Origin of the sequence: Arthrobacter sp. NPDC097144 (genome assembly GCF_044762205.1) — a bacterium.
In the GTDB taxonomy this organism is placed as follows: domain Bacteria; phylum Actinomycetota; class Actinomycetes; order Actinomycetales; family Micrococcaceae; genus Arthrobacter_B.
This window is the reverse complement of record NZ_JBIWDW010000001.1, coordinates 620,740-645,953: the sequence shown is the minus strand read 5'-3', so window position 1 is coordinate 645,953 and position 25,214 is coordinate 620,740. Positions and strand designations below refer to the sequence as shown.

Sequence of the window (25,214 nt, the reverse complement as noted above, 5' to 3'; positions counted from 1 at the left end):
TCATTCGACGCTCAGCCCCATGTCTTTGAGATCCTTGACGGCGGATTCCTGCACGGCCTTGAGTGCCTCGGCGAAGGTGATCTCCTTGTTGCCGACACGGGCAAAGGCGTCCTTCAGATCGTCCGCGGCCAGGTCGTAGCCCGGTCCGTCGACCCAGGCGCTGGGGACCTTCTTCGCCGCATCGGCGAAGACCTCGTTGATGACCTGCCCGCCGAAGTACTCCTCCGGCTCCAGCAGCGCCGGGTTCTCCAGGCCGGCCCGTGCCGAGGGGAAGATTCCTCCGTCGCGGATGAGGATATCCAGCGCCTCGTCGGAACTGTTGAGCCAGCTGGTGAATTCCACGGCCTGCTTCACATGCTCGGTGCCCTGGGGGATGACGTCCACGCTGCCGCCGGTTTCGCCGGCGGTGTCCTTGCCCGGGAAGGCGGGCGACGGCGCCACGGACCATTTGCCGGCCAGGCTGCCGGCGCTTTCCTCCAGCAGGGCCGGGAACCAGGCCGCGTAGTTGACCGTGGCGATGCTCCCGGCGTTGACCTCCGCCCAGTACTCCGGGGTCCACATGTCCACAACCTTGATCAGATCCTCGTCCAGCAGGGTCTGCCAGACCGCGGCCACCTCCTGGCTGGCAGCATCATCCACCTTGACCTGCCAGGCATCATCGCCGATGCCGTACCAGCTGCCCTCGTTCTGCCAGACCGTTTCAGCCCAGAGACCGGATTCGTTCGGGGAGAACTGGCCGATGTAAAGGTCAGGGTTGGCGGCCTTGAGCTTCCGGCCGGCCTCGATGTACTCGTCCCAGGTGGTGGGAACGGCAACGCCGTACTGCTCAAAGAGGTCAGAACGGTACATCAGGCCGGTGGGCCCGGAGTCCTGCGGGATGGCATAGACGCCGTCGCCAAAGGACACGCCCTTCCAGGAGCTTTCAGTGAACTGCTCCTCCAGCCCGTCCGTGTATTCGCTGATGTCGGCCAGCCGGTTGTTGATGATGTGGCCGGGCAGGGAATGGACGGACATCTGGACCACGTCCGGCGCGGTGCCGGCGTCGATGGCGGCGGGGACCTTGGCGCCGTCGTCGCCGGTCATCCGGAAGAACTCCACCTGGGTGTCCGGGTTCTCCTCGTTCCAGGTGTCCACGGCCTTTTCCAGGCCGGGGGCCCAGCCCCAGAACTGAAGGGCAACCGGTCCGTCGTCGGCGGCGTTACCGGCGGAACAGGCCGTGAACAGCAGGACCGACGCCGCAGTGAGCGCCAGGGCCGGGAAGGCTTTCCGGCGTGTGGGGGTTTGTGCCATCGAGGGCATCCTTTCTAGGTGTTGCTCAGTTTTCAGTAGTCTCGGAGGGCTCGCGCAGGATCAGTGCGCCGCCGGGTTCCAGGGTGGCGGTGCCGTGGTGATCGGTTCCGGTCAGCAGGTCACGGCCGCGCACGTCCACGGCGGCGGCGTCCGGGCCGTGGTTCAGGAGGAAGAGGTAGGAACGGGTTCCGGCGTGCCGGCGGACCGCTTCGACTCCGTGTCCGGCCGCCGGGTGGTCCGGGCCGACGCCGGCTTCGGCGAGGATCCGCTGCAGGTGCGCCTCCAGTGCGTCGCCGTCCAGCCGGGTCCCGATGTAATGGGCGGTTCCGCGGCCGGCGACGGCGCGGGTGACGGCGGGACTTCCGGCCAGGGGGTAGCCGGTGAATTCCGTAACGGCTTGGGCGCCCTTCAGCTGGATGGTTTCGGCCCAGCTTTCTGCGGCTGACCCGTCGCTGAGGGTCAGCACAGTTCCGGCAGGTTGGGGATGGTGCTCCTCCACCCGGATGCCCAGCAGATCAGCGAAGGCACCGCTGAATCCGCCCAGGCGCACGTTAAGGTTTTCATCGGTGCTGCCGCTGAAGTACCAGACGGCGGCATGCCCGCCCGCGGTGACATAGGCACTCAGGGAGCGGGCCTCGGCGTCGGACGCCGCCAGCTTGCTGGGCACCAGCACCAGCCGGTACCGGCTCAGGTCCGCATCCAGGCGCACAAAGTCCGCGTTGATGCCCAGCCGCCACAGGGCCCGGTGGACGGAGCGGACGGCGGGAAGGAACGCCAGGTCATTGGAAGGCAGGGCGCGAGTGTCCGCGGACCACCAGGCGGCGGCATCCCAGACGATGGCCACACGGGTGTCATTGACCCGTTGCCCTTCGGCGGGTGCTTCACCCAATTCCGCCAGGTGCTCGATTGTGGTGCCCAGTTCCACGATCTCCCGGAAGGTGCGGGAATCCTCGCCGACGTGCGGAACCATGGGGGAGTGGAAGAACTCGGCGCCGGCACGCGGGGACCGCCACTGGAAGAACAGCGAACCGGTGGCGCCGCGGGCCAGGTACTGAAGCGTGTTGAACTTCAGGGCCCCCGGCGCCCGGGCGAGAATCCGCCCCTGGGCGTAGTCGTAGACCATGGTGGTGGCCTGTTCCATGAGCACCCAGGGCCGTCCTGCATTAAAGGAGCGGGCAAGGTCGCTGCCGAAGGCCACCTGGATGTCGCCCTCGACGCCGGGCGTATCCGGATAGTGGTCCACTGACACTTCGTCGATTTCTCCGGCGAGGTCCCACTGGTCGTAGTGGTTCCAGCTGGGCAGCATGAAGTTGGTGGTCACGGGCACCTCGGGCCGGCAGGCGCGCACCACGGCCACCTGCTCCCGCAGGCAGTCCCGCAGGAGGTCAGCGCTGAAGCGTTTGAAGTCCAGCAGCTGCGAGGGATTGGGCAGGTACTGGGTGGCCTGCGGTGCCAGAATCTGGTCCCACCCGCTGTAGCCCTGGGACCAGAACGCGGTGTTCCAGGTGGAATTCAGCTGCTCCAGGTTCCCGTACCTGGCCTGCAGCCAAACGCGGAAGGCACGGTCCGTCTCCGGACCGTAGGACACCGTTCCGTATTCATTGTGGATGTGCCACATGCGCAGCGCCGGATGAAAGGCGTAGCGGTCCGCCAGGGCGTGGGCCACGCGCTTGGCGGCCGCCCGGTAGGCCGGTGCGGCGGGGTTGTAGGTGTCGCGGCTGCCGTGAACCAGCCGGACGCCGTCGGCCGTAACGGGCAGCGCTTCGGGATGCGCAAGGGTGAACCACGGCGGCGGGGACGCCGTGGGGGTGGCAAGGATGACGCCGATGCCGTTCTCCGCCATCAGGTCCATGACCCGGTCCAGCCAGCCAAAGCGGAACTCGCCTTCGCGGGGTTCGATGGAGGACCACGAAAAGACGCCCACAGTCACCCGGTTCACCCGTGCCTTCCGCATCAGGCGGATGTCTTCGGCCCAGACCTCCTCCGGCCACTGCTCGGGGTTGTAGTCACCGCCAAAGACCAGGTGGGGGTCTTGTCGAAACGCTTCGATTTGAGACATGGTCTTCTTTCAGCGGGAACGGATGCGGGGGAAGTGGGGGGAAGTGTGGGTAGGCGGGGGAGGCTAGGCGGCGGCAGGCGGCAAGGAAACCCGGGGCGGGGCAACAGAGCCGTGGCTCGTAAACCGCGGGGCCACGAGTTCCACGTGCGGTTCGCTCCGGCTCTCCAGGGCGGCCATGACCAGGGCTACGGCGCTGTCACAGGAATCCGCGGCTACCAGGGGGATGACGTCCAGCGGCGGGGAAAAGGAGGAGGTATCAAAGCTGGAGCAGGCCGAGAGCACGGACAGGTCGCCCGGAATGCTGAGGCCGGCCTCAGCAATGCGGGCCAGGGCGCGGGTCTGCAGGGATTCCTCGCAGTGCATGACCAGTCCCGTTGCCCCGGCCCCGGAACGGATCAGAGTGTCAACCGCGTCTGCTGCCCCGGCAGGCCCCGGGCCGGGCATGGCGAATGCGGCTTCGAGTCCGCGCGCACGGGCATGCTCCAGGAAGGCGGACCGGAACCGGTGGGCAAAGTTGGAACCGCGTTCGTAGACGGCGGCCGGATGGCCCAGCAGCCCCACGGACCGGTGTCCGGCGTCCGCCAGGGTGTCTGCGGAGAGCCGTGCGGCTGCCTCAAAGTCCAGGTCCACGCAGGTCAGCCCGGCAGGCTCACCCGGAATGCCCACCAGTACGGAGGGGGTGGAGAGATTGCGGATCACCTCAATGCGCTCATCATCGATGGCAACGTCAAGCACAATGATGCCGTCCACTAAACGGGATGAGGTGACCCGTTGGAGGCCGGAGGTGGCCTCGTCCTCGGTCAACAGCAGAATGTCATAGTCGTACCGGCGGGCTGCCGTGGCCACGGCCAGCACAAAAGCCATGTGGGCCGGAGCGTAGGTGTCCGCACGCAGCGGTGCCGTCACCGCCAGGATCTGCGTCCGGGCGCCGGCCAGCATGCGTCCCGCAGCGTTGGGGAGATAGCCCAGTTCCCGGACGGCGCTGTCAATGCGCTCGCGGGTTCTTTCACTGACGCTGCGTTTGCCGCTCAGGGCGTAGGAGACAGTGCTGATGGACACACCGGCGACGCGGGCAACGTCGTGGATGTTGGCCATGAGGGGGACTCCAATGTCGGTAGGGCGGTCAAGCGCCGGGGTGCGCAGTGAAAAGGGATCTAAACGCTTCGATTTATCTAAACGTTTCGATTTGGTTTGTAACGTACGTCATATCCCTCCGCTGTGCAACAGGAGGATGCTGTGAGTCGCGGCGGCAGCCGAGCCGCGGTCTCTGCTGCGGGGTGCGCCGGTACGCCCATAGAATCGTCCAATGCCGGCAACCATCGAAGTCCCCGTTCAACGCGTTTCAACCGTGGCGCGCGTCGTCACTGAAACCTCCGCCCCCGCCGTCCTCGTGGGGATCCTCCTGCTGCTGCAGCCCCTGCTCAGTCCCGGAGTGTCCTGGGTTCACGGCATTGTGGCAGCGGGCTTCACCGTAGGTCTGCCGTTTCTCGGGATTCTCTGGCTGAAACGGCGCGGGCGGGTCACGGACCACCACGTGGGTGTCCGCGAACAACGGGCTCCGATCCTGCTGGCTTCCGCGCTCTCCATTGGCATCGGTGCCCTGATCCTGGTACTGCTGAATGCACCGGCTGTCCTGTTCGGTGAAATCGGCGGCGTCTTCATTGGCCTGATGCTCTGCCTGGCGGCGAACCTGGTGTGGAAGCTGTCGGTCCATTCGGCAGTGGCTGCATACGTCGGTTTGGTGCTCCTGGCTCCCGTTCCGGTTTTCGGTCCTGCGCTGGCCCTGATGCTGGCCTCGGCCACGGGGTGGTCCCGGGTGAAGCTCGGAGACCACACTCCCACGCAGGTTCTGGCGGGCCATCTGGCCGGATGCGTGGCTTTTGCTGCGGCACTGTTGCTGCCATAACGGAAATCATCTGCTTCTTGGATGCCGCGGTGGGATAGGGTCCTTAGGGTTCGGTCTCTTCGCGCGTCGCTGAATGCGCGCGAACCAATGATGGGGAATACATGGCAGTGCGTTTTCGAAAGTCCGGCGGCGGGGAACGGGCGGCTGCGGAAGCGGCGGTGGCGGCCCTGGCACTTGGCGGGCATGTCACTTTCGATGAACTATTGGACAATGTGGCGGAAATCCACGGGAAACCAATTGAACTGCGCGATATTGACCATTCTGTGATTCCCGCCGTGACCGGGCTCTGGATAGAGAAGGATCAGAAGTCGATCATTCTGCTGCCGGCCGGTGACAACAGCCTGCATCGCACCCATGCTGCGTGCCACGAATTCGGGCACATCCTTCTTCGCCATCAGGGATGCGGCGGGGTGGAAACAGCAATGCCGTCCGTTTTCCAGCATGTCGGCAGCCGCAAGGGCATCAAGGCAATGCTGGCACGGTCTCTGGACTGGAATGAAACCGAACGGACCGCCGAGCACGTGGCTTATCTGCTCTCGCTGGCACTCCTGCCCAAAGAACGCCCCAGCTCCAACAAATTTGAGCGGACATTCCTGTGATCACGCTGCAGATGCTGCCGGCCGCCGCCCTGTGGGCAGTGGTGCTGATTCGGCTGATAGGCCTCCGGCTCGGCTGGAACCTGGGTGTTCTGCCCGGCCTCGCAGCGGTCGCTGTGGGAGCCACGCTGAACATCGATCAGGTGTATGTCTTTGTAGACGGTCTGCTGGGGAACCGGAATCTGCTGAATCTGATCGTGCATTTGTTTATGGGTGCGGGGGTGACGGAACTGAGCCGGTTGTTGCTGAAAGCCACGGGGCGCGCCGGACACCACGGGCGCCATGTCAAAGCCCTGGTGGGGATGGGAATTGTCCTGGCCGTCCTACAGGCGGTGCTGCTGCTGGTCTCCGACACGGAGGGCTCCGCCACCAATTTCACTGATACTTTCGCTGCCATCCCCACGATTGCTCCATACCAGGCGAGTTTTTTCGCCTGGATGGGAGTGGTGCTTTGTTACACCGGTGTGGAATGCCTGCGCCGGGACAGGACCGGGGAATCGCGGGAATTTGGTATTGGGCTTAATATTGTCAGCGTCGGGTGTTTGGCCGGCGTAGCCGCTGTCCTGGTAAAAATGCTGCTCATCGGTTTGGAAGTCGCCGGACTGGAGGCGGCATTCAGCCTCTATATCGGATACCGGATATTCATTGCATTGACCCTTCTCTGTTTCTCTGCGGGGTTTATCATTCCGTCCTTCCGGCGGTTTAGGGCGGCCCTTGCAGAAAGACGCCGGCGCGCAGGGGATTTGAATGCCCTGCGGCCCATCGTTCGCCGTCTGGCGCTCAGTCCCGAAGGTGCACAGGCCCTGGATGCCGCCAATATTTCCGTGACTGCACGCACTTCCAAGATCCAGCTTTACCGCTGGTTCATCCTCATCGGCGACGTCCGGGTGATGCACCCCGAACGCTTGTCTGAGCAGGAGACCCGAATTATTGACGAGATAGGCAGAAGAATTGAAGACAACAGAACAACGGACCGGCGCACAGCAGCTGCAGGCCGCTAGCTGGTTCTCCAAGCTCCTGCCGCCCGCACTGATCCTGACTGCAGTGGTGGTTGCCGCCGGGATTCAGGCGGGGCTGGGCCCGGCGGGGGTGATCCTGCTGGTGGCAGGCATCGTGGGTATTCCGGGCGCGATTTACAAAGGCACCAAGTCCGTGTTTCGGCGCCGGGGACTTCCGGACAGCTGGCGGACCAACCTCGTGGCATTTTTGATGCTGGCGGGAACTGTTGTCAGCTGCCTCATTCCCTTGGAGCCGCCGGTTCCCCACACAGTGGCGGGGTTGTTTCTCGGCAATGCAGGGCTGGTGTTCTTTCGCCGCTGGCTCGACGTTTCCGCCCATGTGTCCGTTATTACGTTTGCGGGGCTGTGGTTCACCGCAATATTCGGGGGAGCCTGGGCATGGCTGTTGATACTATCGCCGTTGATGATGTTCAGCCGGGTGTCCCTGCGCGAACACACTCCACGGGAGGCACTGACCGGTGCAGCACTGGGAGTGGGAACGTTCTGCTGTTTTCTTGTAGCAATGACTTGGAGCTGACCTTAGTGAGCGAATTTGATCTTTCCGCGGAACGGGCAGCCGGCGTTCGCCGTGCCGAAACGCTCGCCCGAAAGATTAATCTCCTGTTGGACGTCATCATGTCCGACTCCGGAAAGCCCTATGACTATCCGGCGATTAGGGACGGCGCCCTCAAGGCCGGCTATTATCTTTCCCGCACCCGCTGGTCACTGCTGAAATCCGGCAGGGAACAGGTTGTTCCGGACGAAGCGCTGCGGGCAATTGCAACCGTCTTTGACGTGAATCCCGAATATCTGCTGCAAGACGGCGGAAAACTGCCCGAGCGGGTTGAAGCCGAACTGGAACTTCTCCGCAGCATGCGCCGGGCCGAGGTGCGCAATTTTGCCGCCCGCGCGCTGGGCCCCGTTGACCCCGAGGCACTGCGGGCCATTGCCAAAATCCTGGACGAGGAATAACGTTCGATTCCTTCGGACCAGTCGGACAAAAAACTTTGATTTCGACTCTTTCCACTGCTATGGTTCAAACACGTTTCACACATGTGTGAAACGTGTTTGAACCATAGAGCAGCAAGCGGGGACGGCAGTTGATCGGGGGGTCGCTTCCGTCTCAGCTTGGGCTTATGGGAGGTCCAGATGAACCTGTTGGTTTGATGGACCGCCCTTTGTGGGGCATCCGCTGATTGGGGGGTCAGCGGAACGTTGCTAGCGAAGCCAGCGGATTTATTTCCGCTGGCTTCGCTGCGTTTCGGGCCGGATCCAGGCTGTTCCGGGGTGCCCCCCCCCGGCAAATCCGGGGACGCGGCTGCCTCGCCCGGCGGCGTCGTCGTCATGCACTGACGATGGCGTAACATTCACAAAGTGAAACTCAATTCCTTTTTCCGTCTGATGGCTGCCGGACACATCGGCCCCATGGAGACCCACAACCGCATTGTGCTGCCCGCCATGGACATGAACGTCTCCGAGCATGGTGAGATCGAGCAGGCCGAAATCGATCACTACGTGGCCCGCGCGGCAGGCGGTGCCGGGCTGATCATCACCGGGGCCTGCGCCATCGCCTTCCCCTACGGGGCGGCTTCGATGAAGGAACCGGGCCTGTCGGATGACAAGTACATTCCGGGCCTGAGGGCGCTGGCGGACGCCGTGCATGCGGCAGGCAGCAAGCTGTGCATCCAGTCCACACACCACGGCAAAGTGGCCCGCGTGGACGTTGCCAACGACCGGCCGGTGCTTGCACCGAACAAGCAGGACTACAGCTATGACATGTCGGCACTGGCTGACAGCACGCCCGAGGAGCTGGGCAAGATGGGCGCAGCCACTGCCGGCAAGCCCGTTGTCTTCCGCGACATGACGGACGAGGACATCTCCTGGCTGGTCTCCACCTGGGCCGATGCCGCCGAGCGCATCGCCAAGGCGGGCGCCGACGCCATCGAGATCCACGCAGCCCACGGCTACATCCTGGGTGTCTTCCTCAACCAGCGGGACAACAAGCGCACCGACGAGTACGGCGGCACCCTGGCCAACCGTGCGCGTCTGGCCTGCGAAGTCATTGCGGCCGTCAAAGAACGGGTGGGTGACCGCCTGGCCATCCTGGTCCGGGTTTCCGGCGAGGAATACGGACAGGAAGGCGGACTGAGGCTGGATGAGGCCATCGAAGCCTCCAAGCTGTTCGAACAGGCCGGTGCCGACGCCATCCACGTGACCGGATGGGGGCGCAACCCGTTCAACAACTTCACCGACGGTCCGCTGCCCAGCAAGGTTGGCGCATATCTGGACAACGCCGCCGCAGTGAAGAAAAACGTGGGCATCCCCGTCATCGCCGTCGGCCGCATGCTCCCGGAAATCGCCGAAAAGGCGCTGGCCGCCGGGCAGATCGACTTTGCGGCCATGGGCCGCCAGCTGCTGGCCGACCCCGAACTGCCCAACAAGATCCGCGACGGCAAGTTCGACCAGGTCCGCCCCTGCATCAACTGCTACCTCTGCGTCGCGGAGAACTTCTTCGACGACACTCCCTTCTGCGCGGTGAACCCGGCACTGGGCAATGAGGCGCTGCTGCCGCTGAAGCCCGCCTCCGCCACCAAGCACGTGGTCGTCGTCGGCGCGGGGCCGGCGGGGCTGGAAAGTGCCCGCGTCCTGACCGAACGCGGCCACCGCGTCACCGTCGTGGACAAGTCCGACCGCCTCGGCGGCACCATGTGGTTCTCCACCATGACGACGCCGGACAATGAACGGCTGCTGAAATGGTTCAAGTCCGAAATCAAGCGCCTGAACATCGCGGTCAAGCTGAACACTCCCGCCACGGTGGAATCCATCAAGGCCCTGCACCCGGACCACGTCATTGTGGCCACCGGCGCTGTCCGGCCCAAGCCCGATTTCCCCGGCGGCGACCTGCCGATCGTGCAGACCGGCGACACGCTGCGGGCCATGATGCTCGGCACGGCAACCGCCGAGGAAGCAGGCGCCGTCCTGAGCACCCTGGGCAAGATGGGGCGCCTCTCAGGGCTGACCAAGAGCCCCGGGTTTGTCCGCCAGTTCACCAAGTTCTGGCTGCCCATGGGCAAGGACGTGGTGGTCATCGGCGGTTCGCTGGTGGGCCTGGAACTGGCGGAATTCCTCGCCGAGCGCGGACGCCGGGTGACGCTGCTGCATGAAAAGCAGCAGCTCGGCCTGCCGCTGGCCATGCCGCGCCGCTGGACCGCGGTCAAGGATTCCGAAGCACACGGCGTGAAGATCCACCGCAACGCCACGATCACGCGCATCACCGAGAGAAGCGTCGAGTGGACCGTCGGCGGGGAAAGCTTCTCCGCACCGGCCGCCATGGTCGTCTACGCGGACGGAACGACGTCGGCATCACCGCTGGCAGATGAGCTGCGGGCCGCGGACCTCGGCATTGACGTTGACGTGGTGGGCGACGCCGGTGCGGTCAACTACATCCACGGCGCCATCCACTCCTCGTGGAAGGTGAGCACCGAGCTCTAGGGATCGATCGCACATACGTTAGGGCGGTCCGGTTCCTTTGAACGGACCGCCCTAACTTTGGTGTCGGGGCCAGCCGGCGGACGAGCAGGGAACCTTGTCCATCTTCTTGAGCCCCCATAGCGTTGAATGACCGGATAAACGACCCCGCAGCTGGGCAGGGACCAAGGGTCTGCCCTCCTCCTACGGCGTCCGAGCCCCTGTGAGGCGATTATGGGAACGCAGCCGAATGAGCCGATGCCCAACTACGGTGACGGATATCCGCCGCCGCCGGAACCGCAATCGACCGACGGCAGGACCCTCGGGCTGGCGGGCCTGATCCTCGGAATCATTGCGCTGGTGCTGTTCTGGATTCCGCTCCTGAACTTCGTGTCGCTGGTCCTTGCCCTCGTTGGCCTGGGGCTTTCCATTGCTTCGCTGGTCATCGTCCGGCGAAGGGCAGCAGCCCAGGGGTTGTCCATTGCCGCGGTGATTGTCTCCGCGGTGGCCCTGATTGCCGCTATTCTGGCCACCCTTTTCTGGAGCTCCCTGTTCAATTCGGTGGATCAAGTAATCGAGGAGCCTTTGCCCACCGTCACGGTGACGCCCCCGGCCGTTCCCACAGTTACCCCGTCATCCATCCCGCCGGTTGGTCCCACAACTACGCCAACCACCGGTCCGACGCCGAGATCCTCCGCCGCACCCAACCCAGCCATCCTTCCGCTGGGTACAGAGGCCGAGGTGGGGGACTACGCGGTGGCAGTCTCAAGTGTTCAATTGGATGCCACGGATGCAATTCTCGGCTTCAACGAGTTCAACCAACCGCCGGAGGGCCAGTATGTGCTCGTAACGCTCGACGTGGTTTACAACGGCACGGAGGAAGGCGATCCCTGGCTGGATCTCAACCCCAAGTTCGTCGGGTCGGACAATCGGCAGTATGACCAAGCGTCATGTTTGCTTGACCTTCAAGGCTCCTCCCTGCCGACGCTGGAGAACGGAGGTGCCGCGCAGTACGAAGTGTGCATGGATGTACCTGCTGCGGCACTCCCCGGGAAGCGGATACTGATCGAAAATACCGTGGATTTCAGCGGCACTGATGAGGCGAGCTGGGAGACAGAGTAATCAACGGCCGGGTAAGCCCGTCGGAGAATGAACAAGGGGCGCGGTTACCTGCGGACCGGACGGCGCGACGGCGGACGCCCGGGTTTTGCGGTCGACCGTTCGCCCGGAGCCAGATACCGGACGCGCCGCCGTCCGTCGCTGATCAGGCGGACGCCGTCGAGCATTGTTTCCCGCAGCTCCATGAGGGCGAACTGATAGCGCTCCGGTGCCAAAGCGGCTTCGCGAAGGTACAGGGCGCATGCCGCTGACATCCGGAGCAGGACCGAGATGTCGGTGGAACTGCTGCGCAGGTGGGTGAGGGTTTCCAGGATCCGGTCACGGGTGTCCAGCACGGTGGGGCGAAGAAGGGCCTCGGCCCCGGCTCCCTGAACCACCCGGGGTTCAATGGCTGCCAGCGGACGCTTGAGATGCAGATCCATGATCAGCGCGTTCAGGGCTGCGGACTCATCCCGGCGGTCCATCCCCGTGCGGGTGCCCCAGCCCGCGCCGATCCCCACAAGGAGGCTGAGGACGGGTGCACTGACTGCCAACCATTCCATGGGAACCCTCCGGAAGAAGCGTCCTTCGACGGTACGCGGCGAGCCAAACGCAGGCCAGTCTCCGGAGGATTCGGCGGGCTCCGGGGAGCAAACCGGAGGCGCATCAGCTCGAGGACCGAACCTGTCCGCAGGACCCTGCTTTCCGCTTCTTCGCGCTCTTAGCGTGAAGGCAGGAACAAGGAGGACAGATCTGTGGGACTGATGGAAATCGAAATGGCCAGGATGCTGCAGCAGGAACGGATGGCCGAGGCGGAAAACTGGCGGCACAGGAGAGATCTCAAACGCGGGGCCAGGCAGGAGCGGGATGCGTGCCGCGACCCGGCCGGAACACCTGCCCCGGCACCAAAGGTGGACTGGCCGGTGTTCTCAATCCGGATTGGCAGCTTCCAGTTCGCGATATTCCGGACCATACGGGTCCGGTGAGGGAAACCCCGGCAGTTGGTTGATCAGCGGTTGTTGATCCAGGCGCCGCGCGTGGCCGGTTCGTCATAGTTGAGCTGGTAAGTGGGTGTGTAGAGGACCACGAACTTGCCCGTCTCGGTTGTTTTATTGGGGAAGCAAATGTCTCCGGTAACGGTGCCTCCTGCCGCTATTTGCCCGTTTGCAGGAGCGAAATTGTCGCTTCCTTCCGTGGAATGGTAATCAATAAACCCGGACGGTGTCTGCAGGTTCCAGTTGTACGACCCAAAATCGCGGACTTCAGTGGAAATATTTTTCATGGTGATGGTGGTGCAGAGCGTGGGGCTGTCGTTGTAGGAGGGTGTCCCGTCGACCAGTGCGGCAGCGGTCACCTCAAGTCCCTCCACCTCCAGGGTGTCGCCGCCCTCGCCCACAGTGTCGTTCTCCTGTTCGCCCAGGAAAGCAGGGTCTTTGGCAGGCGCGGGTTCTTCGGAAAGCTGCTCAGCCGGTTCGCTCGCTGCGGGGTCAGAGGTGGAGCCGCCGCTGCCCGTCCCGTTGGCAATGAGGACAACAACCAGGAGCACGAGTGCCGCTTCAATCACCAGACGCAGGACTTTGGGCCAGGAGCGGGCCGGTTTTGCGTCCGCCTTTTCCTCGGAGGACCAGCCGTACGGGTTGTCCTCCGTGTCAGGCTTTTTCATGTAATCAAACATCGACATTGTTTTACCGCCCCCTATTTCCGGCACCAAGATTCCGGGTACCTTCCGGCGGGCAGCCGCCACCGAATGGACGGATCTGCCGAAATTACCTTACGGACGGTAATTCCCCCACCGGAATATATCGCACTTTCCCCTCCGCCTTTGAACGGCAGATATCGCTGCCTTTTACCCAGGCGCTGCCCGCGTAGGCTGGGACGCATGCAGCCTCAACCCGTGATCGCAGTCCTTGCCGAAAACAAGCCCGTAGTGGGCCTGGATGAGCTCCGAAAGGAAGCCGAAGTCCGGGTCACCGACGCGGCCGGCCTGTCCAACGCGCTGGCCGGAGCGGACATCCTCTACCTCTGGGACTTCTTCGCCGACGGTGTCCGTGAGGCGTGGTTCGCTGCGGACTCCCTGCAGTGGCTCCATGTTCCCGCGGCCGGGGTGGACAAGCTGATGTTCCCTGAACTGGTGGAATCCGACGTGGTTCTGACCAACGCGCGGGGCGTGTTCGACCAACCCATGGCCGAACACGTGCTGGGAGCCATGCTGTACTTCGCCAAGGATTTTGGCCGGGCCTCCGCCCAGCAGCAGCGGAAGCAGTGGGCCCGCTACGCCACGGGGAGCCTGGCCGGAGCCTCGGTGCTGGTGGCGGGAACCGGAAGCATCGGCCGTTGCACCGCACGCCTGCTCACCGCCGTCGGACTCCAGGTGGAGGGGATGGGGCGCACCGCGCGTACCGGCGAGCCGGACTTCGGCACCGTCCACGCGAGCGCCGACTTCCCCGCCGTGGCCGGACACTTCGACTACATTGTCCTGGCCGCGCCGCTGACCCCGGACACGCGCGGCATGCTCGGACGGGAGGTCCTGTCCGCCCTGAAGCCGACGGCGGTGCTCGTCAACGTGGGCCGCGGCGCCCTCGCGGATGAGGCGGCGCTGGAGGAGGCGCTGCGCAGCGGGCAGCTGGCCGGCGCGGCGCTGGACGTCTTCGAGGCCGAACCGCTGCCGGAGCGCAGCGGGCTCTGGGCACTGGACAACGTGCTCATCACTCCGCACCTGTCCGGGGACGCCAGTAATCAGCTGCCGGTCCTGGCCCGGCAGTTTGCGGACAACCTCGCCGCCTGGAAGGCAGGGCAGCCGCTGATGAACGTGGTGGACAAGAAGTTGGGTTTCGTCACCTCCTGAACCGGCCGCCGCCGTCGAACCCCGCACCCGCCGCCGTCGAACCCCACCGATTGCCGCGATGGTGCCGTTTTCCCTCGTCGAGTGACGAGACGATGCGGCTTACGCGCTGTGAAAGAGACGTTTTCTCCACAACCGGCGCGGGAAAGGGGCATCTTCCCGACTCTCGACGCAGCAGGCGAGGGCTGTCCGGGTGCACCGCACCCCAATCCGCTGACCCGTTGACCCTGCGCCTGCCCCGGACAAGACTGGGGAGCGACTGCTGAGCGAGTTCAGCTGACGGAATTCAATGGAGAAGGAAGTGCGGCGTGAAAGCTGTCCGGGTGCACCGCTACGGCGAGGATCCACATATTGACGAGGTGCCGGAGCCGGAAATCACCGGTCCGTGGGACGTGATCGTGGACGTGGGGGCGGCCGGCCTGTGCCGCACGGACCTGCACGTCATCGAGGGCCAGTGGGACGCCATCCAGCATCCGCAGCTGCCGTACATCCTCGGCCACGAGAACGCGGGCTGGGTCCGCGAGGTCGGCCCCGCCGTCTCCAACGTGGCTCCCGGTGACACCGTGATCATGCATCCGCTGGTCACCTGCGGGCTGTGCGCCCCGTGCCGGGCAGGGGAGGATTCGCACTGCGAAAACTCGCTGTTTCCGGGCCTGAATACCGACGGCGGCATGGCCGAACAGCTCAAAACCAACGCCCGGGCCGTCGTGAAACTGGATCCCTCCCTGCAGCCGGCGGACATCGCCGCGCTGGCCGACGCCGGCCTGACCGCCTATCACGCGGTCCGCAAGGCGGCCCCGCTGCTGTATCCGGGCACACAGGCCGTGGTGATCGGCGCCGGCGGGCTGGGGCATATCGGCGTGCAGTCACTGAAATCGCTCACCGCCGCCAACATCACCGTCATCGACACCTCCGAAGCGGCGCTGGAACTGGCCTCGGGCCTGGGCGCAGACACCGTGCTGCGCAGCCCGGACACCGCCGCCGTCCTCGACGCCACCGACGGCGGAGCACACGTGGTCTTCGACTTCGTGGGGGAGCACGGCACCGAAGCCCAGGGACTGGAGATGCTCCGCAACCGGGGCAGCTACTACGCGATCGGCTACGGCGGCGAGGTCCGGATCCCCACCATCGAGCTGATCTCCCGGGAAATTTCCGTGGTGGGCAACCTCGTGGGCACCTATCAGGACCTGGTGGAACTCATGACCCTCACAGCCTCCGGCGACATCACCCTGCACACCACCGCCTATGACCTCGACGACGCAGTCCAGGCCATGCACGACCTCGATGCCGGAAAACTCACCGGACGCGGCATCCTCATCCCGGCAGCAGGAGGAAGAAGATCATGACCTACCCGGCCAAATACCCCACGCTGAACGAAACCACCCTCACCCCCGAAGCCCGCGCCATCCTCAAGCGCATCATCCGCACCGCCTTTCCGCATCCGGGCTTTCCCGATGAGGCCTACGAGCGGATGACCAGCAGGATCGTCACCGAAGCGGACGCCTCCACCTGGTTCCGGGTAGTCCTCACCCAGGGGCTCATAGCCTTGGGCGCCCAGTCGGAGCAGCCCTTCCTGGAGCTCTCCGACGAGCGGGCCCTGGCCGTCCTGCGCCGGGTTTCGGACCTGGAATTCTTCGGCTTCATCCGCCGTACCACGGTACTGAATCTTTACGATGATCCGCAGGTCTGGGAGGCACTGGGCTACGAAGGCCCGTCCTTCGACAAGGGCGGATACGTGAACCGCGGGTTCGATGATCTGGACTGGCTGCCCACGCCGCGGGTCGAAGGGCCCGAAGACAGCAGTGTCCCGGACACCGGCCCGCTGCCGTACCGGGTGGCCCAGCCAGGCCAGCCAGGCCAGCCAGGCCAGCCCGGACAACCAGGCCAGCCCGGCCAACCCGCCGCATCGGCCCGGCCCCAACCGGATGCCTCGGCCGGCTCACCGGCGGCGGCCGCCGCCGGGCCCGCCCCGGAATCCGGCACCGGAGCCCAGGCACCCCAGCAGCGCGGAGGAGGAAGCAAATGAGCGAAAAGATCAGCAGTTTCTCTCCCACCGGGTCCGCGGATCCGCTGGCCGGGTCGGCACACTTTGAGCTCGACGACGATTCCGTCGTCGTCGTGATTGGATCCGGAGCCGGCGGCGGCACCCTGGCCCACGAACTGGTGGAAAAGGGCGTGAAAGTGGTCCTGCTCGAGGCCGGGCCGTTCCTGACCAACTCCGACTACGTGAACAACGAGTGGGAAGCGTTCAACCAGATGGCCTGGCTGGATCCGCGCACTACCTCGGGAACCTGGCGCATCGCGCGCGATTTCCCGAACCTTCCGGCGTGGATCGTCAAGGCGGTGGGCGGCACCACCACGCATTGGTCCGGTGCCACCCCGCGGTTCAAGGCGCACGAGTTCGCCTCCCGCACCGTGTACGGACGGATCGACGGCGCCAACCTCCTGGACTGGCCGCTTACCCTGGCGGATCTGGAACCCTATTATGACGTTGCGGAACGCAAGATGGGCTCCACCCACGTCCACGGCAGGCCGCCGCTGCCGGCAAATAACAACTACAAGGTGTTTGCCAACGGCGCCGAGAAGCTGGGTTACCGGCACTTCGCCACCGGCCCCTACGCCACCAACGCCGAGCCCTATGACGGGCGGCCCGCGTCGGTCCAGGACGGCTTCAACTTCCAGGGCGACAAGTCGGGCGCCAAATGGTCCACCCTGGTTTCGGAAATCCCCAAGTCCCTGAAAACCGGCCGGCTGGACCTGCGCCCGGACAGCCAGGCTGTGCAGATCACCCACAGCCCCGAAGGGAAGGCAGACGGAGTGGTGTATGCCGACGGCGACGGCCAGCTGCACCATCAAAAGGCACGGGTGGTGGCGGTGGCGGGCAACGCGATCGAAACCCCGCGGCTCCTGCTGCTCTCCGCCTCGCCGCTGTTTCCGGACGGGCTGGCCAATTCCTCCGGCCAGGTGGGCCGGAACTACATGCGCCACACCACCGGCTCGGTGTACGCCCAGTTTGAGGAACCGGTGCACATGTACCGCGGCGAAACCATGGCCGGGCTCATCGCAGATGAATCCCGGCATGACACGGACCGCGGGTTTGCGGGCGGCTACTACATGGAGACCATTTCGCTCGGGCCGGCGTTCCTGGCTTCCTTTGTGGATCCCGGCGCCTGGGGTCCGGGCTTCGCGGCGATCCTGGACGGTTACCGGCGCACGGCCGGCATGTGGATCGTGGGGGAGGACATGCCGCAGGAAACCAACCGCGTCACGCTGAACACCACGGTGACGGACCCGCTGGGGCTGCCGGTGCCGAACGTGCACTTTGACGACCACCCCAACGACGTCGCCATGCGCGAACACGGGTACGGGCAGGGCATCGCGCTGTACGAGGCGGTGGGTTCGACGTCGGCGGTGCGGACCCCGCCGTATCCCTCCACCCACAACATGGGCACGGCCCGGATGAGCCTGCGTCCGGAGGACGGGGTGTGCAACGGATTCGGGCAGACCCACGACGTGCCGAACCTGTTCATCTCGGACGGCTCGCAGTTCACCACGGGCGCGGCCGCCAATCCCACGCTGACCATCGTGGCGCTGGCTATCCGGCAGGCGGAGTATCTGGCGGCGCAGATGGCGCTGGGCGAGATCTGAGGCCGGGGATGGGTTTCGCTTCCCCGGGCGGGAGTGCCGGCACCGGAACGGGACCTCAGATTGTCGTGCTCGGCGCAGGGATCCTGGGGGTCTCGACGGCGGTTCACCTGCTGCGCGGCGGCGCGTCCGTGACGCTGGTGACGGAGGCCCATCCGGGCAGCGGTGCCTCGGGGCGCTCGCTGTCCTGGCTGAACTCCGGCGGCACCTATCCGATCGAGTACCACCAGCTCCGGCTGGCCGGAATGGACCGTTACCGGACGCTGCTGGCCGAGAACCCGGACCTCGACTGGCTCCGGTTCGACGGCGGGGTGTACTGGGACGGCGGGTCGCTGGCGGACCGGTGTGAGGCGCAGCAGGACCGCGGGTACGACGCGCGGCTGGTTCCGGCGCGCAATGTTGCCAGGGTGGTTGCCGGGCTGGATCCGGCGGCGCTGCCGGAGGAGGTGCTGTTGAATCCCGGTGAAGGCTGGGTGAGCCTGCCGCATTTGATCCGGCACCTGCTGGGCGAGTTTGCCCGGCTCGGCGGAACCCTGGTTACCGCTGCGGGACGGGTCTGCGTGGCGACGGACGGAGGCACCGCCGTCGGGCTCTGCAGCGAGGCCGGAGAACTGTACCGGGCCGACGTCGTCCTGGTGGCTGCCGGCGCCGGAACTCCCGCGGTGCTGGACGGGCTGGGGGCGCCGCTGCAGGACGGATCTGATCTGGCCATGCTGGTGGTGACCGAGCCCAAGGCGCACAATCTCAAGGCCGTGCTGAACACGCCGCGGGTATCCCTGCGGCCCCACCCGGGCTCCCGGCTGGCGATGGATTCCACTTGGTATCTGGATTCGATCACGCCCAACGGCGACGGCGGCTGGTCAGTGGATCCGCAAGTGGTGCTGGACCTGGTGGACGAGGCCTCGGCCCTGCTGGCCGGACATCCGCGGCTGGTGGCCCAAAGCTGGCGGATCGGGCTGAAACCGATACCCGGCGATGGGCGGCCCGTGCTGGGGGAGCTGACCGGCCTCCCCGGCTGCTACGTGGCGTTCACCCATTCCGGGGCGACGCTGGGGCTGATTGCCGGTGAATTGCTGGCCCGGGAAATGCTTACCGGGCGCCGTCATCCGATGCTCGCCCCGTTCCGGCCGGAACGGATGGCATCGGACGCTTCGGCGGCCGCGCCCTAAGCTGCGGCATCCATGAGGCCGAGGATCCTGGTCCGGAGCTCCTCCGGCTCCACAGTCCGGTTGATGAGCGCCGCGGCTGTCGGATCGGCACCCCGCAGCAGTCCCAGAAGCAGGTGCTCCACTCCGATGTCACCGTCCCCGTGGGCCTTTGACTCGCGCAGGCTGTTTGTCAGAACGTCCCTCGCACCGGCGCTGAACGGGATCTGCCCGGCCGCGCGGAACAGGCTGCGCCTGGTTTTCGGGGCGGGAGCGGCGCCATCCAGGGTGCCCTCGCCGAACTGCCCGTCGACGGCGCGGCGCACCTGCGCCACATCAATACCCAAGGACTCGAGTGCTGAGGCGTCGTCGTGACCCTCACCCAGTTCCTGCAGCTCCGCGTGCAGCCGTACTGAGGTGAGGCCGTACCCGCCCAGCAGGGCGGCAAGGGACGGGGAGGATTTCTCTGCTGCGGCGACGATGCCCACCAGCAGATGAACTGGAAGGACCTGGGGTGCATTCAAGGAGCGGACTTCCTCCTGCGTACCGATGACACTCTGTCGGGCTGGGTCAGTAAACCGTTCAAACATGACGTCACTTCGCTTTCCGGTTGTATTTCTGGTGGACGGCCTGCTTGCTGATGCCAAGCTGGTCCGCGATCGCCTGCCAGGACCAGCCCTGCGCCCGGGCATTGGCCACCTGCACGGCTTCGAGCTGGTCGCGCAGCCTTCCGAGGGCGACGACGGCGCGCAGCCCGGTAGCCGGATCAGGACTGGCTGCCGCGGCGGCCTTCTGTGAAGGGTCTTCCATGCGTCAATGTTGGTTGACGGCATGAGACGCGTCAAGGGTGGTTGACGAATTTTCTGAATTTCGGCTGTTTCTAAGGCTGCCGGTCCGTGCTGTCCTGCCGGGGCGCTGTCTTAACGGGGGAGAGTCCTACCGGGGAGCGAGGACAGCTGCCGCGCGTTCCAGCGCGCCCGGCACGATGGAGTAATAAGCCCAGACGCCGCGCTTTTCGCGGTGCAGGATGCCGGCGTCCACCAGGATTTTGAGGTGATGCGAAACGGTCGGCTGGCCCAGGCCGATCGGTTCCGTGAGATCACAGACGCAGGCTTCCTTGTGCTCCTGCGCGGCAATCAGGGAAACCAGGCGCAGCCTCGTCGGTTCGGCAACGGCCTTGAGGAGCTGGGCAAACCGCTGGGCATCCTCGGCGCTCAGTACTTCCGTTACCAGGGGAGTGCAGCAGGACTCGGCAACGGGATCGGGAGCGGTCTGAGTGTTCATCGTTCCATTATGCACTTGGATTGACATCCGTCGATGGCTGAAGGAATACTCGGAATCGAAGGATATCGATGATTCTCGATGCCTGCCGCAATCAGAGGAGTTACGTGAGCACCCCCGCCGTTCCGCGCCACACCGAGCAGGTTACTGCCCGGCTCTCGACCCTGGACCGGTTCCTGCCTGTGTGGATCCTCGCCGCGATGGCACTGGGACTGCTGCTGGGCCGGCTGGTTCCCGGCATCGGGCCGGCGCTGGATTCCGTGAAGGTGTCCAATGTGTCCCTGCCCATCGCCGTCGGCCTGCTGGTGATGATGTACCCGGTGCTGGCCAAGGTCCGCTACAACGAGACCCATAAGGTAGTGGCCGACCGGAAGCTGATGATCACCTCGCTGGTCCTGAACTGGGTGGTCTCGCCGGCGTTTATGTTCGTGCTGGCCTGGATCTTCCTGCCGGACCTGCCCGAATACCGCACCGGGCTGATCATTGTGGGCCTGGCCCGCTGCATTGCCATGGTGATGATCTGGAATGACCTGGCGTGCGGTGACCGAGAAGCCGCTGCCGTCCTGGTGGCCGTCAACTCCGTGTTCCAGGTGCTGGCCTTCGGCGCCCTGGGCTGGTTCTATCTGCAGGTGCTGCCCGGTTGGCTCGGCCTGGAAACCACCAGTATGGACTTCTCCTTCTGGGCCATTACCGCCAGCGTGCTCATCTTCCTGGGCATCCCGCTGCTGGCCGGCTTCCTCACCCGAACCCTGGGCGAAAAGGCTCGGGGCCGGGATTGGTATGAGGGCACGTTCCTCCCGAAGCTTGGCCCCTGGGCCCTCTACGGACTGCTGTTCACCATCGTGCTGCTGTTCGCGCTCCAGGGGGATGAGATTACGTCGAATCCGCTGGACGTGGCGCGGATTGCGCTGCCGCTGCTGGTCTATTTCGTTGTGGTGTTCGGTGCGGGCATGCTGCTGGGCAGGGTCCTGAACCTGGGCTATCCCCGCACCACCACGTTGGCGTTCACCGCCGCCGGCAACAACTTTGAACTGGCCATCGCAGTGGCGATCGGCACCTACGGCGTGACCTCCGGGCAGGCCCTGGCCGGCGTCGTCGGGCCCCTGATCGAGGTGCCCGTTCTGGTTGCGCTGGTCTATGTTGCCCTCTGGGCACGGAAGAAATTCTGGCCCGCCGCCAACTCCGCCCTCACCGCCGCACCGGCAGAAAAGACACACTGATGAGCACTCCCGCCAGCTCCGCTTCCGAAGCGGCCAAGCCGTCCGTCCTGTTTGTCTGTGTGCACAACGCCGGCCGCTCCCAGATGGCCGCCGCGTACCTGCGCACCCTTGGCAGGGGACGCATCGAGGTCCGCTCCGCCGGCTCCGCGCCGGCGGACTCCGTCAACCCCGCCGCCGTGGCCGCCATGGCCGAGGACGGCATCGACATGTCCGCCGAACTGCCCAAGGTCCTGACCACCGCGGCCGTGAAGGAATCCGACGTGGTGATCACCATGGGCTGCGGCGACACCTGCCCCATCTTCCCCGGCAAGCGCTATGAAGACTGGAAACTCGAGGACCCCGCCGGGCAGGGCGTGGAGGCCGTCCGTCCCATCCGGGACGAGATTAAGGCCCGGATCGAACATCTGATCGCCGACCTGCTGCCCGCGACATAGAAACCGCGTCAAAGAGGAAAACACCATGAGCACCGAAATTACCGAACTGCCCGTCGCCGTGATCGGCGCCGGACCCGTGGGCCTGGCCGCCGCCGCAGAGCTGCTCGAACGCGGACTGACGCCGATCATCTTCGAGGCCGGCGCAACACCCGCCGCCGCCGTCGCCGCCTGGGGACACATCCGCCTGTTCTCGCCGTGGCAGTACGACGTCGACGCCGCCGCCCGCCGCCTGCTCGCTTCCACCGGTTGGCAGGAGCCCAACCCCGACACCCTGCCGACCGGAGCCGAGCTCCATGAGCAGTACCTGTCACCGCTGGCCGCGGTCCCCGCGATCGCCGAGGCGCTGCACACCTCCACGCGGGTGCTCGCTGTCAGCCGGGAAGGCCTGGACAGGACCCGCAGCGGCGGCCGGGACAGCACCCCGTTCCTGATCCGGGTTGAGGACGCCGAGGGCTCAATCACCGACTACCGGGTCCGCGCCGTCATCGACGCCTCCGGCACCTGGAACACTCCGAACCCGCTGGGCTCCGCCGGGCTGCCGGCCATCGGAGAAACCGAAGCGTTCGCCGCCGGGCTCATCACGGCCCCGCTGCCCGACGTCGTTGGCCGCGACCGCGCCCGGTTCACCGGCAAGCACGTCCTGGTGGTTGGGGCCGGTCATTCAGCCGCAAACACCCTGCTGGCCCTGGGCGAACTCGCCGAGCAGGAGCCCGGCACCCGGATCAGCTGGGCCATCCGCAGCGCCTCCGCAGCCGGTGTCTACGGCGGAGGGGACCTGGACGGTCTGCCAGCCCGCGGCGCGCTGGGCAGCAGGCTGCGCACCCTGGTGGCGGACGGCCGGATCGAGCTGCACACTTCCTTTACCATCACCGGGTTCAAGACCTCTGACGCCCTCGCCGTGATCGGCAGCACGCCGTACGGGGAGAAGCAGCTGGAGGTTGATCTGCTGGTTCCGGCCACCGGGTTCCGCCCGGATCTGGAGATGCTGCGTGAAATCCGGATGGACCTGGACCCCGTGGTCGAGGCCCCGCGGGCACTCGGGCCGCTGATTGACCCCGAATTCCACAGCTGCGGCACCGTGGCCCCGCACGGCGCCAACCTGCTGTCCCATCCGGAGAAGGACTTCTATATTGTTGGCATGAAGTCCTACGGCCGGGCCCCCACGTTCCTGATGGCCACCGGTTATGAGCAGGTCCGTTCCATTGCGGCAGCCCTGGCCGGAGATCAGCAGGCCGCCGATGATGTGCAGCTGGTCCTGCCCGAAACCGGCGTCTGCTCCACGGATCTGGGCGGAAGCTGCGATGCTCCGGCCGTTGGCGGGGCCATCGAAGCCGCTTCCTGCTGCGGAACGGCAGCTGTTCCCGAGCCCGCGGCGTCGTCGTCCTGCTGCGGTGCACCCGAACCGGCGTTCCTGGGCATCCCCACAGGCCTGGAACACGGCCGTTCCGCAGAGCGGGAGAGCTGATTGCCTGCCTCGACGGTGCGGGATGTCGACATCCTGGTGATCGGCGGAGGCCAGGCCGGGCTCGCCGCCGGGTACTACCTGAACCGCCTGCGGCGGGATGAGGCCTCCGGTCGGTCCGGTCAGGCGCCGTCCTTCGCGATCCTTGACGCCAACCGGGAGCCCGGCGGCTCGTGGCAGCACTATTGGTCGAGCCTGGAACTGTTTTCCCCGGCGGTCTACAGTTCCCTGCCCGGTTACCAGATGCCGGCCTGGGATGGCGTCGGCAACCCCTCCGCAGACCACGTTGCCCGGTATCTGTGCACCTATGAGGCGCGGTACGATCTCCCGGTGCACCGGCCCGTTCGAGTGGAGGCGGTGCGGGGTGCGGACAGCGGGTTCAGCACCGATACCGACGCCGGGCAATGGACCAGCCGCGTTGTCATCAGTGCCACGGGCAGCTGGAATGCGCCGGAAATCCCACGGATGCCCGGCAGCGGTGACTTCGCCGGAGAACAGCTGCACACCGCCGACTACCGCGGACCGCAGTCATTTGCGGGACTGGACGTGGTGGTGGTGGGCGGCGGAAACTCCGGCGCGCAGATCGCCGCGGACCTTGCTTCGACCGCAAGGGTCACGTGGGTAACCCGTAAGCCGCCGCGGTACCTGCCCGACGACGTCGACGGCCGGGCACTGTTCGACATCGCCACGCGCCGCGTCAAGGCTCTGGCCGCCGGGGAAACCGGAGCCGGCGGGGTCGCCGATCTGGGGGACATTGTTGCCGTTCCTTCGGTGCGGAAGGCCCGTGACGCCGGACTGCTGGAAACCCGGCCGATGTTCGCGCGGCTGGTTCCCGGGGGAGTGCAATGGGAGGACGGAAGCAAGCTGGACGCCGACGTCCTCATCTGGTGCGCCGGGTTCCGCCCCGATCTGCACCACCTGCAGCCACTCGGGCTGACCGGGCGGAACGGCGTCCCGGCCACGGACGCCAAGCTGCCGACGACGTCCGTCGATCACCCGGGTCTGTTTTTCCTCGGGTACGGAGACTGGTGCGGGCCGGCGTCGGCCACCCTCATCGGCGTGGGGGCAACCGCCCGCGACACCGTTGCCGCCGCTGCCCGTTACCTGGCGCCCTGACAGCCCGTCCCTGCACAATACTCGCGTGTTGAAGCCGGCCGCTGAGTGCTGTGGGCTAGGCTCCCCGCATGGGGAATCAACAGCGCACACCGGAAGAGGATTACCGACGCTATGCCCGGCCGGAACCAGGACGCGCCGGGGACTGGGTGGAAGTGATCGACGACGGCCGCGGCCGGCAGAACGACGCCGACCAGCCGCCGGGGACGCCTTACGGAACGGTCGAGAATCCGGACTCCGCCGGCGCAGTGAACGACGGCGTCCCGGTTCCGGGACTTCCGGGGCAGCCGGGTTTTCCGGGACAGCGCCGCCGCAACCGGAGCCTGTGGACCGCCTGGACCCTGGTGGCGCTGATGCTGGCCGTGGGGACAGGATGGCTCTTCGGACTTTTTGAGCCGGAGTGGAACAGCTATCCGCCCGTGGAGGCCGCCAATCCGAACGGAGCCTCCGGCACCTCAGCGCTGAGCCAGGAAGTGCAGGCCAACCTCTATTCACTCGGACCGTTCGTGATGGTCTTCGGACTTCTCGGCGCCGTCATCCTGCTGGCGATGCAGGCGACTGTGCTCAGCCGGACTCCCCGGGCGGACTAGCCCTGCGTCCGTTGTACAGATGATTCCGTTGTACAGATAGTTGGCCTATCCGGCCGTCAGAACACCG

Annotated in this window: 26 protein-coding genes; 18 read left to right on the top strand and 8 right to left on the bottom strand. The window is 65.7% G+C overall.

Annotation, left to right across the window (positions count from 1 at the left end; translation table 11 throughout):
* The 3 genes from ACIQXM_RS03030 to ACIQXM_RS03020 form a co-directional block, all read right to left on the bottom strand.
* Positions 1-1,290 carry an ABC transporter substrate-binding protein gene (locus ACIQXM_RS03030; RefSeq protein ID WP_400927374.1) on the bottom strand — a complete coding sequence of 430 codons (1,290 nt, stop codon included), beginning with the start codon at positions 1,288-1,290 and terminating at the stop codon, positions 1-3.
* Between the two features lie 25 nt (positions 1,291-1,315).
* Positions 1,316-3,349, bottom strand: coding sequence for a beta-galactosidase (locus ACIQXM_RS03025; protein ID WP_400927371.1), 2,034 nt, complete (start codon positions 3,347-3,349; stop codon positions 1,316-1,318).
* Positions 3,350-3,412: 63 nt separating this feature from the next.
* On the bottom strand, positions 3,413-4,444 hold the full coding sequence (locus ACIQXM_RS03020) for a LacI family DNA-binding transcriptional regulator (protein ID WP_400927368.1): 1,032 nt from the start codon (positions 4,442-4,444) through the stop codon (positions 3,413-3,415).
* A gap of 211 nt (positions 4,445-4,655) precedes the next feature.
* Between ACIQXM_RS03020 and ACIQXM_RS03015 the strand changes: the two genes are divergently transcribed.
* The 7 genes from ACIQXM_RS03015 (at position 4,656) to ACIQXM_RS02985 (ending at position 11,439) form a co-directional block, all read left to right on the top strand.
* Positions 4,656-5,255: a phosphatase PAP2 family protein gene (locus ACIQXM_RS03015; protein ID WP_400927365.1), complete on the top strand. Its 600-nt coding sequence runs from the start codon at positions 4,656-4,658 to the stop codon at positions 5,253-5,255.
* Positions 5,256-5,413: 158 nt separating this feature from the next.
* The gene (locus ACIQXM_RS03010; protein ID WP_400927362.1) at positions 5,414-5,854 is read left to right on the top strand and encodes a hypothetical protein; all 441 of its coding nucleotides are present in this window, start codon (positions 5,414-5,416) and stop codon (positions 5,852-5,854) included.
* Complete coding sequence (locus tag ACIQXM_RS03005; RefSeq protein WP_400927360.1) at positions 5,851-6,852, top strand: hypothetical protein; 1,002 nt, start codon at positions 5,851-5,853, stop codon at positions 6,850-6,852. Before ACIQXM_RS03010 ends, ACIQXM_RS03005 begins: the two co-directional genes overlap by 4 nt.
* Complete coding sequence (locus tag ACIQXM_RS03000) at positions 6,803-7,387, top strand: hypothetical protein (protein WP_400927357.1); 585 nt, start codon at positions 6,803-6,805, stop codon at positions 7,385-7,387. The genes ACIQXM_RS03005 and ACIQXM_RS03000 overlap by 50 nt, the downstream gene beginning before the upstream one ends.
* Positions 7,388-7,392: 5 nt before the next feature.
* Positions 7,393-7,821 (top strand): hypothetical protein, encoded by a 429-nt coding sequence (locus ACIQXM_RS02995; protein WP_400927354.1) that lies wholly within the window; start codon positions 7,393-7,395, stop codon positions 7,819-7,821.
* Between the two features lie 402 nt (positions 7,822-8,223).
* A complete protein-coding gene (locus ACIQXM_RS02990) occupies positions 8,224-10,341 on the top strand; it encodes an FAD-dependent oxidoreductase (RefSeq protein ID WP_400927351.1) in 2,118 nt (705 codons plus the stop codon).
* Between the two features lie 210 nt (positions 10,342-10,551).
* Positions 10,552-11,439, top strand: a complete 888-nt coding sequence (locus ACIQXM_RS02985; RefSeq protein ID WP_400927348.1) for a hypothetical protein — start codon at positions 10,552-10,554, stop codon at positions 11,437-11,439.
* 44 nt (positions 11,440-11,483) lie between these two features.
* On the opposite strand, the gene ACIQXM_RS02980 is transcribed toward ACIQXM_RS02985, so the two are convergent.
* Positions 11,484-11,978, bottom strand: a complete 495-nt coding sequence (locus ACIQXM_RS02980; RefSeq protein ID WP_400927346.1) for a hypothetical protein — start codon at positions 11,976-11,978, stop codon at positions 11,484-11,486.
* Positions 11,979-12,170: 192 nt separating this feature from the next.
* Here ACIQXM_RS02980 and ACIQXM_RS02975 point away from each other — a divergent pair, with 192 nt between their 5' ends.
* The gene (locus ACIQXM_RS02975; protein ID WP_400927343.1) at positions 12,171-12,401 is read left to right on the top strand and encodes a hypothetical protein; all 231 of its coding nucleotides are present in this window, start codon (positions 12,171-12,173) and stop codon (positions 12,399-12,401) included.
* A 23-nt stretch (positions 12,402-12,424) separates the two neighbouring features.
* Here the strand turns inward: ACIQXM_RS02975 and ACIQXM_RS02970 are convergent, their stop codons facing one another.
* Positions 12,425-13,096 carry a hypothetical protein gene (locus ACIQXM_RS02970; protein WP_400927341.1) on the bottom strand — a complete coding sequence of 224 codons (672 nt, stop codon included), beginning with the start codon at positions 13,094-13,096 and terminating at the stop codon, positions 12,425-12,427.
* Positions 13,097-13,294: 198 nt separating this feature from the next.
* On the opposite strand from ACIQXM_RS02970, the gene ACIQXM_RS02965 reads away from it, so the two are divergent.
* The 5 genes from ACIQXM_RS02965 to ACIQXM_RS02945 all read left to right on the top strand — a co-directional run bounded on the left by ACIQXM_RS02965 (position 13,295) and on the right by ACIQXM_RS02945 (position 19,071).
* Positions 13,295-14,260, top strand: coding sequence for a D-2-hydroxyacid dehydrogenase (locus tag ACIQXM_RS02965; protein WP_400927338.1), 966 nt, complete (start codon positions 13,295-13,297; stop codon positions 14,258-14,260).
* 305 nt (positions 14,261-14,565) lie between these two features.
* Positions 14,566-15,603 carry an NAD(P)-dependent alcohol dehydrogenase gene (locus ACIQXM_RS02960; RefSeq protein ID WP_400927336.1) on the top strand — a complete coding sequence of 346 codons (1,038 nt, stop codon included), beginning with the start codon at positions 14,566-14,568 and terminating at the stop codon, positions 15,601-15,603.
* Complete coding sequence (locus ACIQXM_RS02955; RefSeq protein WP_400927333.1) at positions 15,600-16,283, top strand: hypothetical protein; 684 nt, start codon at positions 15,600-15,602, stop codon at positions 16,281-16,283. Before ACIQXM_RS02960 ends, ACIQXM_RS02955 begins: the two co-directional genes overlap by 4 nt.
* Positions 16,280-17,905 (top strand): GMC family oxidoreductase, encoded by a 1,626-nt coding sequence (locus tag ACIQXM_RS02950; protein WP_400927331.1) that lies wholly within the window; start codon positions 16,280-16,282, stop codon positions 17,903-17,905. Before ACIQXM_RS02955 ends, ACIQXM_RS02950 begins: the two co-directional genes overlap by 4 nt.
* Positions 17,906-17,913: 8 nt before the next feature.
* Positions 17,914-19,071 carry an NAD(P)/FAD-dependent oxidoreductase gene (locus ACIQXM_RS02945; protein WP_400927328.1) on the top strand — a complete coding sequence of 386 codons (1,158 nt, stop codon included), beginning with the start codon at positions 17,914-17,916 and terminating at the stop codon, positions 19,069-19,071.
* On the opposite strand, the gene ACIQXM_RS02940 is transcribed toward ACIQXM_RS02945, so the two are convergent.
* The 3 genes from ACIQXM_RS02940 to ACIQXM_RS02930 all read right to left on the bottom strand — a co-directional run bounded on the left by ACIQXM_RS02940 (position 19,068) and on the right by ACIQXM_RS02930 (position 20,331).
* The gene (locus tag ACIQXM_RS02940) at positions 19,068-19,571 is read right to left on the bottom strand and encodes a Clp protease N-terminal domain-containing protein (protein WP_400927326.1); all 504 of its coding nucleotides are present in this window, start codon (positions 19,569-19,571) and stop codon (positions 19,068-19,070) included. The two genes, ACIQXM_RS02945 and ACIQXM_RS02940, sit on opposite strands and share 4 nt — an antisense overlap.
* 70 nt (positions 19,572-19,641) lie before the next feature.
* Positions 19,642-19,857: a helix-turn-helix domain-containing protein gene (locus tag ACIQXM_RS02935; RefSeq protein WP_400927323.1), complete on the bottom strand. Its 216-nt coding sequence runs from the start codon at positions 19,855-19,857 to the stop codon at positions 19,642-19,644.
* 126 nt (positions 19,858-19,983) lie between these two features.
* Positions 19,984-20,331, bottom strand: a complete 348-nt coding sequence (locus ACIQXM_RS02930; protein WP_400927320.1) for an ArsR/SmtB family transcription factor — start codon at positions 20,329-20,331, stop codon at positions 19,984-19,986.
* 104 nt (positions 20,332-20,435) lie between these two features.
* Between ACIQXM_RS02930 and arsB the strand changes: the two genes are divergently transcribed.
* The 5 genes from arsB (at position 20,436) to ACIQXM_RS02905 (ending at position 25,147) form a co-directional block, all read left to right on the top strand.
* The gene (arsB, locus tag ACIQXM_RS02925; protein WP_400927318.1) at positions 20,436-21,548 is read left to right on the top strand and encodes an ACR3 family arsenite efflux transporter; all 1,113 of its coding nucleotides are present in this window, start codon (positions 20,436-20,438) and stop codon (positions 21,546-21,548) included.
* The gene (locus ACIQXM_RS02920) at positions 21,548-21,982 is read left to right on the top strand and encodes an arsenate reductase ArsC (RefSeq protein ID WP_400927316.1); all 435 of its coding nucleotides are present in this window, start codon (positions 21,548-21,550) and stop codon (positions 21,980-21,982) included. Before arsB ends, ACIQXM_RS02920 begins: the two co-directional genes overlap by 1 nt.
* Positions 21,983-22,007: 25 nt before the next feature.
* Positions 22,008-23,447 (top strand): FAD-binding protein, encoded by a 1,440-nt coding sequence (locus ACIQXM_RS02915; RefSeq protein ID WP_400927313.1) that lies wholly within the window; start codon positions 22,008-22,010, stop codon positions 23,445-23,447.
* Complete coding sequence (locus ACIQXM_RS02910; RefSeq protein ID WP_400927310.1) at positions 23,448-24,560, top strand: ArsO family NAD(P)H-dependent flavin-containing monooxygenase; 1,113 nt, start codon at positions 23,448-23,450, stop codon at positions 24,558-24,560. It begins immediately after the preceding gene.
* Positions 24,561-24,628: 68 nt separating this feature from the next.
* Positions 24,629-25,147, top strand: a complete 519-nt coding sequence (locus tag ACIQXM_RS02905) for a hypothetical protein (RefSeq protein ID WP_400927307.1) — start codon at positions 24,629-24,631, stop codon at positions 25,145-25,147.
* Positions 25,148-25,214 lie beyond the last annotated feature (67 nt).

Excerpts from the sequence above, each read along its gene's own strand:
- ACIQXM_RS03020 (WP_400927368.1), bottom strand. The coding sequence starts at position 4,444 with ATGGCCAACATCCACGACGTTGCCCGCGTCGCCGGTGTGTCCATCAGC.
- ACIQXM_RS02965 (WP_400927338.1), top strand. The coding sequence starts at position 13,295 with ATGCAGCCTCAACCCGTGATCGCAGTCCTTGCCGAAAACAAGCCCGTA.
- ACIQXM_RS02980 (WP_400927346.1), bottom strand. The coding sequence starts at position 11,978 with ATGGAATGGTTGGCAGTCAGTGCACCCGTCCTCAGCCTCCTTGTGGGG.
- ACIQXM_RS02950 (WP_400927331.1), top strand. The coding sequence starts at position 16,280 with ATGAGCGAAAAGATCAGCAGTTTCTCTCCCACCGGGTCCGCGGATCCG.
- ACIQXM_RS03015 (WP_400927365.1), top strand. The coding sequence starts at position 4,656 with ATGCCGGCAACCATCGAAGTCCCCGTTCAACGCGTTTCAACCGTGGCG.
- ACIQXM_RS02945 (WP_400927328.1), top strand. The coding sequence starts at position 17,914 with ATGGGTTTCGCTTCCCCGGGCGGGAGTGCCGGCACCGGAACGGGACCT.
- ACIQXM_RS02905 (WP_400927307.1), top strand. The coding sequence starts at position 24,629 with ATGGGGAATCAACAGCGCACACCGGAAGAGGATTACCGACGCTATGCC.
- ACIQXM_RS02985 (WP_400927348.1), top strand. The coding sequence starts at position 10,552 with ATGGGAACGCAGCCGAATGAGCCGATGCCCAACTACGGTGACGGATAT.
- ACIQXM_RS02920 (WP_400927316.1), top strand. The coding sequence starts at position 21,548 with ATGAGCACTCCCGCCAGCTCCGCTTCCGAAGCGGCCAAGCCGTCCGTC.
- ACIQXM_RS02970 (WP_400927341.1), bottom strand. The coding sequence starts at position 13,096 with ATGTCGATGTTTGATTACATGAAAAAGCCTGACACGGAGGACAACCCG.
- ACIQXM_RS03030 (WP_400927374.1), bottom strand. The coding sequence starts at position 1,290 with ATGGCACAAACCCCCACACGCCGGAAAGCCTTCCCGGCCCTGGCGCTC.
- ACIQXM_RS02915 (WP_400927313.1), top strand. The coding sequence starts at position 22,008 with ATGAGCACCGAAATTACCGAACTGCCCGTCGCCGTGATCGGCGCCGGA.
- ACIQXM_RS02935 (WP_400927323.1), bottom strand. The coding sequence starts at position 19,857 with ATGGAAGACCCTTCACAGAAGGCCGCCGCGGCAGCCAGTCCTGATCCG.
- ACIQXM_RS02955 (WP_400927333.1), top strand. The coding sequence starts at position 15,600 with ATGACCTACCCGGCCAAATACCCCACGCTGAACGAAACCACCCTCACC.
- ACIQXM_RS03025 (WP_400927371.1), bottom strand. The coding sequence starts at position 3,349 with ATGTCTCAAATCGAAGCGTTTCGACAAGACCCCCACCTGGTCTTTGGC.
- ACIQXM_RS02930 (WP_400927320.1), bottom strand. The coding sequence starts at position 20,331 with ATGAACACTCAGACCGCTCCCGATCCCGTTGCCGAGTCCTGCTGCACT.